The sequence below is a fragment of the Glycomyces sp. TRM65418 genome, assembly GCF_019710475.1.
GTDB lineage: Bacteria > Actinomycetota > Actinomycetes > Mycobacteriales > Micromonosporaceae > Glycomyces.
Genome location: NZ_JAJFAX010000001.1, coordinates 214,488 through 229,739, shown reverse-complemented (window position 1 = coordinate 229,739; position 15,252 = coordinate 214,488). Strand labels below are relative to the sequence as shown.

The following is a 15,252-nucleotide window of genomic DNA, read 5'->3' as shown; positions in this document are numbered from 1 at the left end:
ACTATAGAACGGGATATGTAAAGTTCCCGATTTGTGGCGGTGCAGGGGTTCCCCACAAGTTACTCATGAGTTCACAATATGTGGCAAGTCAATGACGACTTTCGTGAAGGAGCTCCCCATGCACCGACTCCGACGGGCCGCGGCGATCGCGGTCGCCTCACTCGCCGTCCTCATCCTCGTCCCCGCCGCAGCCCAAGCCCAAGGCGCGCCGCTCGACTACGTCGCCCTGGGCGACTCCTACACGTCGGGCTCGGGCGCCGGGTCCTACACCGACTACATGTGCCAGCGCTCGCGGCGGGCGCACCCGCCGCTCCTCGCCGCGGAGCTGGGCGCGTCGCTCACCTTCGTCGCCTGCGGGGGCGCGACCACCGGCGACGTGCTCGAGGACCAGGTGCAGGCGCTCGACGCCGAGACCGATCTGGTCACGATCGGCATCGGCGGCAACGACATCGACTGGACCTCTGCCATCCGGGCGTGCATCGCCCCCTTGACGGACTGCTTCCCGGCGATCGAGGAGGCCGAGCGCAAGGCCACTCAGGAACTCCCCGCGAAGCTCGACGCGGTGTACACCGCGATCGAGGAGCGCGCCCCGCACGCCGAGGTCTACGTGACCGGCTATCCGCGCCTCTTCGCCGCCAGGAACACCTGCGACGCGCTGGGGACGATCAGCATCGCCGAGCAGCAGCGCATGAACGTCGGCGCCGACGTGCTCTCGTCCGTGATCGAAACGGCCGCCGACGCGCACGGGTTCACCTATGTGGACGTGCGCGACGAGTTCACCGGCCACGAGATCTGCTCGCGCCAGCCGTGGCTCCACGGCTTCACCCTGCTCGACATCCCGTACCACCCCAAGGCCGCGGGTCACAGCGGCGGCTACCTCCCGGCCCTGCTCGAAGCCCTGTGAGGCCCGACGCCCGCAGGCCCGTCACGTCGGGGCCGGCGGGCGTCGGCGGCTCAGGCGCAGCGGGTGAGGCAGAGGCCTCGGGCGGCGTCGGTCGGCCCGCGGAAGCGGCCGTCGGCGTCGCCGCCGCAGCCCCGCCCAACGCGACAGGTCGAGCCACCGCTCCATTCAGGCCTGCAAGGCGAGGGCCAACGGGTAGACGGCCGCAGCCCCCGCTTCGCGCAACCGCATGGCCGCCACGGTCATCGACCAGCCGCTGTCGCGCACGTCGTCCACCAGCAGCACGCTCGACGCCGGAACCGGGAAGTCCACAGCGAACGACTCCAGCACCTGTTGCAGCCGCTGCGCGCTGTTGGCGCGGTGCGCGCCCGAGCCCGCACCCGCGGCCCGCCCCAGCGAACCCAGGTACTCCATGCGGCCCAACCGCGCGATCCGCTCCGCCAGGCCGTCGACCAGGCGAGGACGCGACAGCGACCCCATCGAGACGACCGCCGTCGGCCGCTCCGCCCAGTCCCACGACGCGAGCACCTGCACGACCGCCTTGAAGACGTCCTCGGGGACCTCCCGGTCGACGCCGTCCGCCAGGAGCTCGCGCAGCGGACCGCCCCAGCCGATGTCCGACAACCTGGCCAACGCCCGGCCCGGCTCCGCGCTCCGATCGGCCGGGATCTTCCCCTTCAGGTCGATCCCGATCGCCTGCATCCCCGTGGGCCACATGCGCTTCGGCTCGAACGGCACGCCGGGCTTCGACAGCGCCGCCGCCGCCCCCTCGGCCGCGGCCGCCGACACGCTCGCCTCGGTGCGGGCGCCGGTGCAGTTGTCGCACCGCCCGCACGGCGCGGCCTCGGGGTCGTCCAGCTCCCGGCGCAGGAACTCGAGGCGGCACTGGTCGGTCGCCTCGTAGGCGAGCATCCGCCCCTGCTCGTGCTTCCGGGCCGCGGCCACCTTCGCGTACCGCTCGGCGTCGTAGGTCCACGGCTCCCCGGTGGCCTCCCAGCCGCCCTTCACGCGCCGTACCGCGCCGTCCACGTCGAGGACCTTGAGCATCATCTCCAGACGGGTGCGGCGCAGATCGACCCGCGTCTCCAGCGCCGCCGTCGACAGCGCCCGGCCCTCGGCCGCGAGCACGTCGAGCGTGCGCCGCACCGCGTCCTCCGAGGGAAACGACAGTGACCCGAAGTACTCCCAGATCGCCCGGTCCTCGCTGCCGGGCAGCAGCACCACCTCGGCGCGGTCGCGGGCCCGGCCCGCGCGGCCGATCTGCTGGTAGTACGCCACCGGCGACGACGGCGCTCCCAAGTGGACGACGAATCCGAGGTCGGGCTTGTCGAAGCCCATGCCGAGCGCGCTGGTCGCCACGAGCGCCTTGAGCCGGTTGCCGAGCAGGTCCTCCTCGCGCTGCAGGCGCTCGGTGTTGTCGGTGCGGCCGGTGTAGGAGGCGACCGCGTGGCCGCGTCCGGAGAGGTAGTCGCTCACCTCCTCGGCGGCGGCCACGGTGAGCGTGTAGACGATGCCCGAGCCTTCGATGCGCGGCAGATGCTCGTCCAGCCAGGCGAGCCGGTGGGCGTTGTCGGGCAGCTCGACCACGGACAGCCGCAGGGATTCCCGGTCGAGGCTGCCTCGGAGCACGAGCGTGCTGGTGTCCCGCCTGTCGAGCTGCTCGGCGATGTCGTCGGAGACGCGGGCGTTCGCGGTCGCGGTGGTCGCCAGGACCGGGACGCTGTCGGGCAATTCCGCGATGAAGGTGGCGATGCGCCGGTAGTCGGGCCGGAAGTCGTGGCCCCAGTCGGAGATGCAGTGGGCCTCGTCCACCACGAGCATGCCGCAGCCGGCGGCGAGCTTGGGGAGCTGGTGGTCGCGGAACGCGGGGTTGTTGAGCCGCTCGGGGCTGATGAGCAGCACGTCGACGGCGTCCTCGGCGATGGCCTCCGCGATGGCGTCCCAGTCCTCCGGGTTGGCCGAGTTGATGGTGCGGGCGCGCACGCCCGCGCGCTCGGCGGCCCCGATCTGGTTGCGCATGAGCGCGAGCAGCGGCGAGACGATCACCGTGGGGCCGGCGCCGCGGCGGCGCAGGAGCACCGTGGCGGTGAAGTACACCGCGGACTTCCCGAAACCGGTGCGCTGCACCAGGAGCACACGGCGGCCAGCGCTGCCGTGGGCGCTCCCCGGCGCCGCCGCGCCCTCGCAGAGCGCCTCGATGGCGCGCCACTGGTCCTCTCGGAGCCGCGCATGCTCGCCGGCGAGGGCGCGCAGGAGCGTTTCGGCTTCGTCTCTGAGCGGCCGGGCCGCGTTTTCTGCCATATGCACCGTTCTACCGGACTGGTGCGACAGGCGTTGAGGGCACTACTAGGCTCGGTGCGATGGAGATCGAAGCACCGATTGAAATCCCTTGGAAGTCCGGCGCTTGGACCGCGCTGCCGGTCGCGGCGGAGGAGGCGGGCGGACGGCTGCGGGTCACCGCGGCCGAAGGCAGCGACGCCTGGCGGCACACGAGTTACGGCTTCGTCCACGACGACGCGCACGCGCTCCTGGAGGACTGGGATCCCGCGCAGGCGATCGAAGTCGTCTTCGTCGCCGCCCTCGACGCCCAGTTCGACCAGGCGGGCCTGATGATCCGCGTCGACGCCGAACGCTGGATCAAGACCGGGGTCGAGTTCGCCGACGGCGCACTGCAGCTGGGCGCGGTGGTCACCGACGGCAAGTCCGACTGGTCGACCGGCCCCGTGCCCGAGTGGGCGGGCAAGGAGGTCACCATGCGGGCCACCCGCCAGGCCGACGCGGTCGTCATCCGCGCCCGCGCGGAGGACGAGCCGTGGCGGCTGGTCCGCCTCGCGCCCTTCGACCCGGACGCCCCGGCCAAGGCCGGGCCCTACTGCTGCGCCCCGACTCGAGCGGGGCTCACGGTCGAGTTCACGGGCTGGCGCCTCACCGAACCGGACGCCGAACTGCACTGACCCGCGGTCGTCCCCGACCTCTGACGCATCCGAGTCGGACTCATATCCGGCGGATGTCGCACCCGTCGGGTAGTTTTGCGTCAGGGGTCCCTTAGGCCGGAAATATCACGATTTATCGGATATAACCCACCGTGGCTGTCGTCGGATGCCGTCTCGTTCGCGTCTGCCTCGAGTTCGGCGGCCAGCAGTCTCAGGTCGTACACCGACATGCGCTGGGCCTGATCGGCCCGGCCCTTCCCCGTCACCACCACGCCGTCGGCACGCAGCAGGTCGGGCACGTCCCGGCCGCTGCGGCCGTCGGCCCAGCGGTAGCCCTCCGAGACCGTGCCGCCCGCCGTGAGCACCCGGTACGCCTTCGGCACCCCGCCGTCGTCCCGCATGAACGCGCCGACCTGCCTCGGGCCCGTCCCGATCAGCTCCGCGAGGTCCCCGTACGAGGTCCAGGTGCCCTCCGGCAACGCGTCCACGACCCGGCGCACCAGCTCCCAATCCCGCTCAGTGGTCATGCCGGCGAGCCTAGCGGCCGCGCCCGGAGGCGTCGCCCGCCACCTGCGCGGCTCGCTCGCGCCGCCGCCCCGCCGCCTGGTGTTACCGTCGAAGCAGACAGGGGAGCCGACTGGCTGAGAGTGCGGAACCGACCGCAGACCCTCACACCTGATCCGGGTAATGCCGGCGTAGGAAGTCGTCGTGTGCCGCTGTCGCGCCGTGTCCACGCACTCTGAAAGGCAAGCCCATGCCCGCCGACAGCCCCGCCCTCGCCGCCCCCGGCCGCTGGCGCACCGTAGACATCCTCACCTGCGCCGTCCTCGCCGTCGCCTTCGGCGTCGTCTTCTGGGCCTGGGGATTCGTCTGGACCGGCCTCGAATCCGCCCTCGCCTTCTACCCGCCGCTGAAATCGATCCTCAACGGCGTCTGGCTCATCCCCGCCGTCCTCGCGCCCCTGATCGTGCGCCGCGCCGGCGCGGGCCTGCTCACCGAAGGCCTGGCCGCCACCATCTCGGCGCTGCTCGGCTCCTTCTGGGGCGTCGCCGTCATCTACCAGGGCCTCCTCCAAGGCCTCGGCGGCGAACTCGCCTTCGCCTCCACCCGCTACCGCCGCTACACCACGCCGATCGCGCTCCTCGGCGGTGCGCTCGCCGCCGTCGCCCTCGCCTGGTTCGACGTGCGCAACTACTACCCGACGACCGGCCTGTGGGAGTTCAAGGTCCCCTACTTCGTGCTCGCCATGCTCTCCGGCGCGCTCGTCGCCGGCCTCGGTTCTATGGCCCTCGTCACGGCCATGCTCCCCACCGGGGTCCTCGACCGGTTCCCCGCCGGGCGCGATCGGGACCGGATCTGACCCGACGATGATCCCGGTCGAGTTCCGCGGCTTCGCCTGGCGCCACGCCGGACGCCGCGCCCAGGCGGTCGCGGGCGTCGACCTCCGCGTCGAGCCCGGCGAGCGGGTGCTCCTGCTCGGCCCCTCCGGGTCGGGCAAGTCCACCCTCCTCGCCGCGCTCGCCGGCCTCCTCACCGACGACTCCGGCGACCAGGACGGCGACGTCCTCCTCGACGGCAAGCCCGCCGCCGACCAGCGCGACCGGGTCGGCATCCTCTTCCAGGACCCCGAGACGCAGCTCGTCATGGCCCGCAGCGCCGACGACGTCGCCTTCGGCCTGGAGAACCAGGCCGTCCCGCGCGACCGGATCTGGCCGCGCGTCCGCGAATCCCTCGAAGCCGTCGGATTCCCCTACGGGCTCGACCGCCCCACCCACGCCCTCTCCGGCGGCGAGCAGCAGCGCCTCGCCCTCGCCGGAGTCCTCGCCCGCCGGCCCGAGCTGATCCTCCTCGACGAGCCCACCGCCAACCTCGACCCCGAAGGGGCCCGAGACGTCCGGAACGCCCTCCGGGCCGCGCTGGCCGACACCGACGCGACCCTCATCGTCGTCGAGCACCGCGTCGCCGAGATCCTCGACCTGGTCGACCGCGTCGTCGCCCTCGGCCCCGGCGGCGCCCTCCTGGCCGACGGACCCGCCGCGGCAGTCCTCGCCGAGCACGGCGACGCGCTTGCCGCCCAAGGCGTCTGGGTCCCAGGGGCGCCGCTCCCGTCGCGCCCGGCGCGAGCCGCGGGCGACACGGCGCTGCGCGGGGAGTCGCTGAGCCTGACCCATCCCGGAACCGACCGGCCGGCCCTCGACGACGTCTCCTTCGACCTGCGCTCAGGCGAACTCCTCGCCGTCACCGGACCCAACGGCTCCGGCAAGTCCACGCTGGCGCTCCTGGCCGGCGGGCTCGTGCGACCCACCGGCGGCCGCGTGACCGTCCCCGGCGAAGCCCGGCCGCTCCACAAGCTCCCGGCCCGACGCCTCGCGACCCGGGTCGGCTCGGTCTTCCAAGACCCCGAGCACCAGTTCGTCACCGCCACGGTCCGCGACGAACTCGCCTTCGGCCCGCACCAGGCCGGCTGGCCGAAAGCGCGGATCGAAGCCCGCGTGTCCGAACTGCTCGAACGACTCCACTTGGCGCACTTGGCCGCCGCCAACCCGCACACCCTCTCCGGCGGTGAGGCCCGACGCCTCTCGGTCGCCGGAGCCCTCGCGGCCGCCCCCGGCGTGCTGCTGCTCGACGAACCCACCTTCGGGCAGGACCGGCGCACCTGGGGCGAACTCGTCGACCTCACCGCCGACATCCGCGACGAGGGGACCGCGCTCCTCGCGGTCACCCACGACCGCGATTTCGCCGCCGCCCTCGCGGGGCGCGAACTCGTCCTGCGCGGCGGCCGGATCGCGGAGGAGCCGACCCGATGCTGACCCTCGCCCCCGTCTGCGACGCCGACGCGCCGATCGCCCGCGTCAACCCGGTCGCGAAGCTCTTCGCCGCCTTCGCGGTCTCGACCACCGCGCTCGTCGCCGCCGACTGGCTCACGCAGCTGCTCCTGCTCGGCGCACTCCTCGCCACCGTCCCCTTCGCCGGCATCCGCATCGGCGCGCTGGCGCGCCGGCTGTACTGGCTGTGGCTCGCCGCGGGCACCGTCGTCATCGTGAACGCCGTCTTCGCCGCCGAGCAGACCGGTGCCGTCCTCGTCGCCATCGGCCCGATCACGATCAGCTCCGGCGCGCTGCTCGACGGCGCGGAGATCGGCCTGCGGGTCTGCGTGGCCGCCACCGCGGGCGTGCTCGGCTTCGCCACCACCGACCCGACGGACCTCGCCGACGCGTTGACGCAGCAACTGAAAGCGCCGCCGCGGTTCACCATCGGCGCGCTGGCCGCGCTGCGGCTCCTGCCGCTGCTCGGAGCCGAATGGCGCCAGATCGCCGCCGCGCGCCGCGCCCGGGGCCTGGAAGGCGGATGGAACCCGCTGCGGCGCGCGCGGCTGTTCGGCTCGACCATGTTCACGCTCCTGGTCGGCGCGATCCGCCGCGCCGGCCGACTGGCCGCCGCCATGGACGCCCGCGGCTTCGACTCCGAGATCCCGCGGACCCACGCCAGGCGTCAGCGGATGCGCCGAGCGGACTGGGCCGTCATCGGCGCCGGCGTACTGGTGTGCGCCGGAGCGATCGCCACCAGCGCCGCCTACGGCACCTTCACGGTCTTCGCCTGAAGGCGCACGACGACGCCCGCGCCGCCACGGGCGTCGAACCGGCGACCGGCGCCACTTCGGACCGGTGCCCTTACGGGCGTTGGCTCAGGCGGTGACCGTCGCGTTGTCCGGGATGCGCTGGAACGGGTCGCCGATGAGGTTCACGAGCATCCGGTCCACGATGGCCACGCCGTCCTTGCTGAGGATCGCGTCGTGGATCGGGTACACCGCGGGCGCGTCGACGGTGCGGATGAAGTCCACCGCCTCCGAGAACTTGAGCCACGGCGCCGCGACCGGCGCGAGCAGCGCCCGCACCGGCAGGTCGGGGACCGTGAGCGCGTCCCCGGGGTGGAAGATCCCGTCCACGATGTAGCCGACGTTCGCGATCACGGGGATGTCGGGGTGGATCACCGCGTGGCGCTCGCCGACGACCGCGACCTCGGTGCCCGCGACCGGGACCGTGTCGCCCGCGCTGACGGCGGTGAACGGGATGCCGCCGAGCACCTCCGCGAGCGCGTCGGGGCCGTAGATGCGGACCTCGGGCCGGTCCTCGTGGAGCTTCCGCAGCTCGGGGTCGTTGCAGTGGTCGGGATGCTGGTGGGTGATGAAGACCGCGTCCACGCCGTCCAGCGCTTCGGGGTCGGAGAAGACGCCGGGGTCCATGACGAGACTGCCCGCGTCCGTGTCGAAGCGGACGCACGAATGGCCGAACTTGGTGAGTCGCATGTTCTCACCGTAGAACGCCGCGGCGGCCGAGGGCGGCGCCTCCTCGAAAACCCGAGGACTCGGCGCGTCGGCGGCGGTCGGCCGGGGACTCGCCCCGGCCGACCGCCGCACCGTCACGTGCCCGCCGTCTCCGGGTCCGCCGCGGGCTGGGCGAACTGCGCCTCGTACAGGCGGGCGTAGGCCCCGCCGGCGGCCAGCAGGTCGTCGTGACCGCCCTGCTCCACCACCCGGCCGTGCTCCATCACCACGATCACGTCCGCGTCCCGGATCGTGGAGAGCCGGTGGGCGATCACGAAACTCGTGCGCCCCTGCCGCAACGCGACCATGCCCTGCTGCACCAGCATCTCCGTGCGGGTGTCCACCGAGCTCGTCGCCTCGTCGAGGATCAGGATCGACGGGTCGATCAGGAACGCCCGCGCGATCGTCACCAACTGGCGCTCCCCGGCGCTCAGGCTGCCCTCCTCCGCGCCGACCACCGTGTCGTAGCCGTCCGGGAGGGTCCGGATGAAGTGGTCCGCGTGGGCCGCCGACGCCGCGGCCACGACCTCCTCGCGGCTCGCTTCCGGCCTGCCGTACGCGATGTTCTCCGCGATCGTGCCGTCGAACAGCCAGGTGTCCTGCAGGACCATGCCGATGCGCCGCCGCAGCCGCTCCCGTTCCACCGTGGCCACGTCGACGCCGTCCACGGTGATCCGACCCGCGTCCAGGTCGTAGAAGCGCATGAGCAGGTTCACCAGCGTCGTCTTGCCCGCGCCCGTGGGACCCACGATCGCGATCGTCTCGCCCGGCGAGGCCGACAGCCACAGGTGCTCGATGAGCGGCTCGTCGGGCAGGTACCGGAACGAGACGTCCTCGAACGCGACCCGCCCGTGCACCGATGCCAGCGCGTCGCCGGCCGCCGCGGGATCCGGCGACTGCTCTTCGGCGTCGAGGAACTCGAAGACCCGCTCGCCCGAGGCCACCGCCGACTGGACCTGGCCGAACAGGCCCGCCAGCATGTTCAGCGGGTTCGAGAACTGCCCGGTGTACTGGATGAACGCCTGGATCTGCCCGAAGCTGAGGACCGCCGCGGCCACTTGCAGCCCGCCGACCACGGCGACCAGCACGTAGGTCACCGAACCCAGGAACGCCATGGCCGGGCCGAGCAGGCCCGCCACCCACTGGGCGCGCACCGTGTGCTCGTACAGCTCGTCGTTGTGGCGTTTGAACTGCGCCGCGCCCTGGGCCTGACGCCCGAACAGCGTCACCAGCTGATGCCCGGTGATCATCTCCTCGACGTGCCCGTTGAGCCTCCCCGTGGTGGCCCACTGCTGGGCGAACCGCGGCTGGCTGCGCTTGCCGATCTGCCGCGCCGCCAGCACCGTGAGCGGCATCGTCGCGAGCACCACCAGCGTGAGCAGCGGCGAGATCGTGAGCATCATGATCGGGACGCCGACGAGGAACAGCAGGCCCTGCACGATCCGCTGGGTCACCACGCCCACCGTCTGGGTCAGGTTGTCGATGTCGTTGGTGACCCGCGAGAGCACCTCGCCCCGCGAACGGGAGTCGAAGTACCGCAACGGCAGCGACGAGACCTTGCGGTCCGCCTCCGCGCGCAGCGCGAAGGCCATCGTCTGCGCCAGCTTGGCGATCGTGCGCCCGTTGGCCACGGTGACCACGAAGGTCCCCAGCGCGAGCGCCACCGCCAGCCCGAGCAACCGGCCCAGGCCCGCGAAGTCGAGGCCGCCTCCCGCGGCCGCGCCGTCGATGACGAGGTCGGTGGCGCGGCCGAGCACCGTGGGGATCGACAGCATCCCGCACACCATGAGCACGCCGAAGCCGAGCACCGAGGCCAGCCGCAGGCGGTCGCGCCGCAGCAGCCCGAGGATCCGCCGCACCGTGCCGCGGAAGTCGTCCGCCTTCGACTGGGCCGGCATGCCCGGCCCTCCGGGTCCGCCCGGTCCTCGCATGGTCACAGCGCCTCCTGCAGGGTGCGTTGGGAGTTGACGATCTCCGCGTAGACCGGGTTGTCCGCCAGCAGCTCCTCGTGGGTGCCGGTGCCGACCACGCGTCCGGCGTCGAGCACGACGATGCGGTCGGCGTCGCGGATGGTGGAGACGCGCTGGGCGACGATCACCTGCGCGGCGTCGGCGATCTCGGTCGCGAGCGCGGCCCGCAGGGCCGCGTCCGTGGCGGTGTCGAGGGCCGAGAACGAGTCGTCGAAGAGGTAGATCTTCGGGCGCGCCACCAGCGTCCGGGCGATGGCCAGGCGTTGGCGCTGGCCGCCGGAGACGGTGGTGCCGCCTTGGCCGATGACCGTGTCGAGGCCGTCGGGCATGGCGCGCACGAATCCGGCGGCCTGCGCGACCTCCAGTGCCCGCCAGAGGACCTCGTCGCTCGCGTCCGGGTCGCCGTAGCGGAGGTTGGAGGCGACGGTCCCGGAGAACAGGTACGCGCGCTGGGGGACCAGGCCGATGGTGCGGGCGATGAGGGCCCGGTCCATCTCGCGGACGTCGACGCCGTCGACGCGGATGCCGCCGGCGTCGACGTCGAACAGGCGGGGGATGAGGTGGAGCAGGGTGGTCTTGCCCGCGCCGGTGGAGCCGATGATCGCGGTGGTCTGGCCGGGCCGGGCGACGAGGTCGACGTCGTGGAGGACGGCCGCTTCGGCGCCGGCGTAGCGGAAGGTGACGCCCTCGACGCGGAGCTCGCCGACTCCGGCGAGTTCGGTGACCGGTTCGGCCGGGTCCGCGATGCCCGGTTCGGTGTCGAGGACTTCGCGGAGGCGGCCGGCGGCGACCTTGGCGCGCGGGGCCGTCATGAACACGCCCATGGACATCATGACCGCGCCGAGGATCATCCCGGCGTACGTGAGGAAGGCGATGAGGTCGCCGATCTGCATCGTGCCGTCGGCGATGCGCCCGGCCCCGAGCCACACGATGGCGATGGAGGTCAGGTTGCCGAAGACCATCGCGGTGGCCCCGAAGAAGGCCTGGACGTGGCCGACCTTGAGGGAGGCTTCGGTGAGTTCGGCGTTGGCCCTGGTGAATCGTTGTTGCTCGTGGTCGTCGCGGACGAAGGCGCGGATGACCCGGATGCCGGTGATGTGCTCGCGCATGACGCGGTTGATCCCGTCGATGCGCCGCTGCATGACGCGGCTGGCGGGGACCATCGCGGCGACGATGCAGTAGATGATCAGGGCCATGACGGGGATCGCGGCGAAGAGCACGCCCGACATGGGGACGTCGAGGCTCAGCGCCAGCGCGAGGCCGCCGAAGGCGGCGATCGGCGCGGTCAGCAGCAGGGTGAGGCCCATGACGAGCATGGTGACGACCTGGGTGATGTCGTTGGTCGCGCGCGTGACGAGCGAGGGCGCGCCGAACCGCTCCATCTCGGCGCCGGAGAAGCGCTGGATCTGGGCGAAGAGGTCGGCGCGCAGGTCGCGCCCGAGGCCCATGGCGGCGCGGGCGCCGAAGTAGACGGCGAACCCGGACGCGGTGATCTGGACGAGGGTGACCGCGAGCATGATCGCGCCGTGGCGCAGGACGTAGGCGGTGTCGCCTTGGGCGACGCCGTTGTTGACGAGGTCGGCGTTGAGGGTCGGCACGTACAGGGAGGCCATGGTGCCGACGATCTGGAGGGCCACGGTGAGTGCGAGGGGCCTGCGGTGGGGGCGGAGGTATTCGGCGAGGAGCCGGGTGATCGAGCCTTCGGGGGCGTCCTCGGGCTCGGGTTCGGCCGCTTTCGCGGGGGGAGGCGAGGGTGGGTTTCCTGTCATGGGAGCGAGCGTAGCATTGAACTTTGACCGGGTACAAAGTTTTTCCCGGTTCAAATTTCGATCTGGTACAGTGAACGGGTGGAGCAACGCACCGGCCTGCGCGAACGCAAGAAGAACGCGATGTGGGGGCTTTTGAAGCGGACCGCCCTCGACCTGTTCGAGGAGCGCGGCTACGAGCGGGTGTCCGTCGCCGAGATCGCCGCGGCGGCCGAGGTCTCCAAGGCCACGGTGTTCAACTACTTCCCGAGCAAGGAAGACCTCGTCATCGGCGGGATGAAGCACCACACGGGCGACGCGGCCCGAGTCGTGCGCGAGCGCCCCCGCGGCCAGACCCCGCACGCGGCCCTGCGCGAGCACTACCTCCACCTGCTCGAGCGCCGCGCGCCGCAGACGGGGCTGAGCGACAGCCCCCTGTTCCTCAAGGTCCAACGCCTGATCCGGGCCACCCCCGCGCTGCTGGTGAGCGCCATGGACTACCGCCGCCAGTCGGGGGCGCTCCTGGCCGAGGCGCTCATCGAGGAGGGCCACCCGGTCCTCACCTCGCGCCTGGTCGCCGCCCAGGTCCTGCACACCCAGCAGATCCTCGTCGAGGTCAACGTCCACCACGTCCTCGAAGGCGAGCCGCTCGACGAGCTCTATCCGCGGGCGGTCTCCGCCGCCCGGCACGCGTTCGACCTGCTGGAGAACGGCATCGGCGACCTCATGCGCCGCGAGACCGAGGCGCCCGCGCCCGACCCCGCCTTCGGCCCCGACGGCTGCCGCATCGGCTACGAACCGGGCGAGGCCGAGGCCCGTGAAGCCGCATCGCGGGTCCTCGAGGAGGCCGGCGACGAGATCCTGGAAGCGCTCACCGACCCGCGGCGGCGCTGAACCGGGGCGGACGCATCGTGCGGCACTCGTTACACCTGCGGCCCATCGTGACTAGACTGCGGCCATGTCCTCACTCGACCACATCGTGCTCGCCACGCCCGACCTCGCCGCCACCGTCGGCGAGATCGCCCGCCTGACCGGGACCCGACCGGTCCCCGGCGGCGCTCATCCGGGCCTGGGAACCGGGAACTACCTGCTCGGACTCGGCGAGGGCGCCTACCTCGAGATCGTCGGACCCGATCCCGATCAGGACGCGCCGCAGGCTCCGCGGCCGTTCGGGATCGACGGCCTCGCCGAGGCCCGCGTGATGGCCTGGGCCGTCCGCGTCGACGGCATCGACGCCGCGGTCGCGGCCGCCCGCGAAACCGGATACGACCCGGGCGAGCCCCGCGAGATGGCGCGGCAGATCCCGAACGGCGAGCGCCTCACGTGGCGGCTCACCCTCGACGTCGAGCGCGGCCACGCCGGGCTCGTGCCCTTCCTCATCGACTGGGGCCGTTCGCCGCACCCGTCGGCGAACCTGCCCACCGTTCCGCTGGTGGCGCTCGAAGGCGTCCACCCGCACCCGGAGCGGATCGAGCCGTCGATCGCCTCGCTCGGCGCGAAGCTCCCCGTCAAGGCCGGGAACCGGCCGTCCCTGGCCGCCACCGTCTTCGGCGAGACCGGCCTGGTCGTCCTCCACTGAGCATCGAACGCGGACGAGGCCGCCGGCGAAGCGGCGGCCTCGTCCGCCGTTGGCCGTCCGCCGTTGGCCGTCCGCCGTTAGCCGGCACCGCTCACCGCGCGCCGCCGCTCGCCTCCGTCGCGGCGTCGACGCCCACCGCCAGTGACACCGTGAACCCGCCGGCGACGTCGCCGGTCACGGTGGCGAGCTGGGCGGCGCCGCCGTCGTCGCCGAACACGGTGTCCGAGTCCAGCGCGACGGTCGCGAGGCGCTCCGCCGACTGCTCGTAGCCGTTCGCGGCGTACGCCGTCTCGCAGGCGTCCTCCGGCAGCGCCACCTGCGAGGTCGCGATCGCCTCGGCGGCGTCGGCGATCGAGGCCTCGTCCGGGTACACCTCGAAGTGGACGTGCGGCCAGCGTCCCTCGTAGCAGGCCGGGAAGACGCTGGTGAAGGTCACGACGCCGTCCGCGTCGGCGATCTGGACGCCGCGCAGGAAGTTCTCGTCCTCGACGCCCTCGGAGTACATCGAATACCGGCCCTCGCGGTCGCAGTGCCAGACGTAGACCGCGGCGCCCGCGAATCGGGCGTTGCCGTTCGCCATGTCGTAGACCGTCAGTTCCAGCGTCATCGGGACGCCCTCGGCCGTGGCGGTGCTCGCGCCGAAGCTGGAGCGGATGTCGCCGCGCACCACGCCGCTCTGCTCCAGCACGTCGGCCCCGTTCGATCCGTCGCCCGGGAACGGCCCCGCGGTCTCCTCGGGAATCTCGGTGAGATCACCCGCGGCCGCATCGGACGTCGCACCGCTCGAGCCGCTCGAGTCGGACGCCGTGCCGCACGCCGCCAAGCCCAGGGCCGCCGCACCCGCGCCCGCGAAGAGGACCCCGCGGCGGCTCAACAGCGTCCCGATGTCGAATCGCAGGCCCTGGTCGACCAGTTCCTCGTCCGGCTTCGCGTACGGTCGGCCCTCGTAACTCTGCGATTCGCGCTTCGTCGTCCTCACCGTGGTGCCCCTCTCTGGCGGTTCGTGCCCCGATCATTCAGGGCCGAGCCGCTGCGCGCCTCAAAACCGCATCAGAGGAACCTCGGAGAACACCGGTCGCGGCGACCGGCCCGGCGTCAGTCGCCCTTGCTGCGCACACCCGGAAAATCGGACACGAACGTCCAACCGAGGTGCTCGTAGAGGGCCCGGCCGTCGTCGCTGCCGACGAGCAGGCCCCACTGCATCCCGAGCGCGACCGCGTGGCCCGTCAGCGCCCGCATGAGCGTCGCGCCCAGGCCCCGGCGCCGGTGCGCCGGATCGGTGACGACCTTGTCGAACACGCCGAACGCCCCGTCCCGGCCCAAGCGGGCCGAGGCCGCCAGGTCACCGGTGAGGTAGAACGCCCGCGCCACCGTGAGCGCGCCCTCGGTCTCGACGCTGAGGCGGTAGCCGTCCGGGACCTCGTACCGCGTCGGCGCGAACCCGACGGTCATGAGGTGCCCGGCCGCGTCCATCGTCCACGTCGCCGGCACCGACTCGCGGAGGAGGTCGCGGGGCCCGGCGATCATGATCTGCCGTCCCGGTTCCGAGAGGCGCTCGGCCGCCGCCGCGAGGGACTCGGCGGTGTAGGTGTGGAAGACCTGCCGGATCTCGCGGCTCGGCCTGCCGACGGCGACCTCGAACCCGCCGGGGACGGGAGCCGGCGGCGCGGTGAGCCGCGAGACGGCGCGGCCGCGGCCCCAGGCCATGACGAGATCGGGGATCGAGTGGACGTCGGGTGCGGACATGCTGCTCCTCAAGGCCGAAGGGGACGCGTTATTGCAAGTATCTTGCAATAACGA

The 15,252-nt window shown here is 72.4% G+C and carries 14 protein-coding genes and 1 riboswitch; of the genes, 7 read left to right on the top strand and 7 right to left on the bottom strand.

All coding sequences use genetic code 11. From position 1 onward, the window contains the following. The first annotated feature begins 118 nt into the window (after positions 1 to 118). The gene (locus K3N28_RS00970; protein ID WP_228090603.1) at positions 119 to 904 is read left to right on the top strand and encodes an SGNH/GDSL hydrolase family protein; all 786 of its coding nucleotides are present in this window, start codon (positions 119 to 121) and stop codon (positions 902 to 904) included. Positions 905 to 1,069: 165 nt separating this feature from the next. On the opposite strand, the gene K3N28_RS00965 is transcribed toward K3N28_RS00970, so the two are convergent. Beyond that, entirely contained in the window at positions 1,070 to 3,202 is a 2,133-nt protein-coding gene (locus K3N28_RS00965; RefSeq protein ID WP_228090602.1) for a RecQ family ATP-dependent DNA helicase, read from the bottom strand. A 59-nt stretch (positions 3,203 to 3,261) separates the two neighbouring features. Between K3N28_RS00965 and K3N28_RS00960 the strand changes: the two genes are divergently transcribed. Further along, positions 3,262 to 3,855 carry a DUF1349 domain-containing protein gene (locus K3N28_RS00960; RefSeq protein WP_228090601.1) on the top strand — a complete coding sequence of 198 codons (594 nt, stop codon included), beginning with the start codon at positions 3,262 to 3,264 and terminating at the stop codon, positions 3,853 to 3,855. An 80-nt stretch (positions 3,856 to 3,935) separates the two neighbouring features. Here the strand turns inward: K3N28_RS00960 and K3N28_RS00955 are convergent, their stop codons facing one another. Beyond that, positions 3,936 to 4,361 carry an MGMT family protein gene (locus K3N28_RS00955; protein WP_228090600.1) on the bottom strand — a complete coding sequence of 142 codons (426 nt, stop codon included), beginning with the start codon at positions 4,359 to 4,361 and terminating at the stop codon, positions 3,936 to 3,938. 89 nt (positions 4,362 to 4,450) lie between these two features. Then, positions 4,451 to 4,553: riboswitch (TPP riboswitch) on the top strand. A 35-nt stretch (positions 4,554 to 4,588) separates the two neighbouring features. On the opposite strand from K3N28_RS00955, the gene K3N28_RS00950 reads away from it, so the two are divergent. From K3N28_RS00950 to K3N28_RS00940, 3 genes are read left to right on the top strand one after another with little or no spacing between them, the layout of a single operon-like run. Further along, a complete protein-coding gene (locus K3N28_RS00950; RefSeq protein ID WP_228090599.1) occupies positions 4,589 to 5,194 on the top strand; it encodes an ECF transporter S component in 606 nt (201 codons plus the stop codon). Positions 5,195 to 5,201: 7 nt separating this feature from the next. Further along, on the top strand, positions 5,202 to 6,644 hold the full coding sequence (locus K3N28_RS00945) for an ABC transporter ATP-binding protein (RefSeq protein WP_228090598.1): 1,443 nt from the start codon (positions 5,202 to 5,204) through the stop codon (positions 6,642 to 6,644). Continuing rightward, positions 6,638 to 7,435, top strand: a complete 798-nt coding sequence (locus K3N28_RS00940) for an energy-coupling factor transporter transmembrane protein EcfT (protein WP_228090597.1) — start codon at positions 6,638 to 6,640, stop codon at positions 7,433 to 7,435. The genes K3N28_RS00945 and K3N28_RS00940 overlap by 7 nt, the downstream gene beginning before the upstream one ends. Before the next feature lie 84 nt (positions 7,436 to 7,519). Here the strand turns inward: K3N28_RS00940 and K3N28_RS00935 are convergent, their stop codons facing one another. The 3 genes from K3N28_RS00935 to K3N28_RS00925 all read right to left on the bottom strand — a co-directional run bounded on the left by K3N28_RS00935 (position 7,520) and on the right by K3N28_RS00925 (position 11,897). Further along, entirely contained in the window at positions 7,520 to 8,140 is a 621-nt protein-coding gene (locus K3N28_RS00935) for an MBL fold metallo-hydrolase (protein ID WP_228090596.1), read from the bottom strand. Between the two features lie 113 nt (positions 8,141 to 8,253). Next, positions 8,254 to 10,056, bottom strand: a complete 1,803-nt coding sequence (locus K3N28_RS00930; RefSeq protein WP_228090595.1) for an ABC transporter ATP-binding protein — start codon at positions 10,054 to 10,056, stop codon at positions 8,254 to 8,256. Between the two features lie 35 nt (positions 10,057 to 10,091). Further along, positions 10,092 to 11,897, bottom strand: a complete 1,806-nt coding sequence (locus K3N28_RS00925; RefSeq protein WP_228090594.1) for an ABC transporter ATP-binding protein — start codon at positions 11,895 to 11,897, stop codon at positions 10,092 to 10,094. 78 nt (positions 11,898 to 11,975) lie between these two features. On the opposite strand from K3N28_RS00925, the gene K3N28_RS23305 reads away from it, so the two are divergent. Then, entirely contained in the window at positions 11,976 to 12,767 is a 792-nt protein-coding gene (locus K3N28_RS23305) for a TetR/AcrR family transcriptional regulator (protein WP_304608665.1), read from the top strand. A gap of 64 nt (positions 12,768 to 12,831) precedes the next feature. Then, positions 12,832 to 13,452: a VOC family protein gene (locus K3N28_RS00915; protein ID WP_228090593.1), complete on the top strand. Its 621-nt coding sequence runs from the start codon at positions 12,832 to 12,834 to the stop codon at positions 13,450 to 13,452. Positions 13,453 to 13,543: 91 nt separating this feature from the next. Here K3N28_RS00915 and K3N28_RS00910 read toward each other — a convergent pair whose 3' ends face one another. Together K3N28_RS00910 and K3N28_RS00905 are read right to left on the bottom strand one after the other, a co-directional pair. After that, entirely contained in the window at positions 13,544 to 14,431 is an 888-nt protein-coding gene (locus K3N28_RS00910) for an intradiol ring-cleavage dioxygenase (RefSeq protein ID WP_228090592.1), read from the bottom strand. Positions 14,432 to 14,547: 116 nt separating this feature from the next. Beyond that, positions 14,548 to 15,198 (bottom strand): GNAT family N-acetyltransferase, encoded by a 651-nt coding sequence (locus K3N28_RS00905; RefSeq protein WP_228090591.1) that lies wholly within the window; start codon positions 15,196 to 15,198, stop codon positions 14,548 to 14,550. Between the last annotated feature and the right edge of the window lie 54 nt (positions 15,199 to 15,252).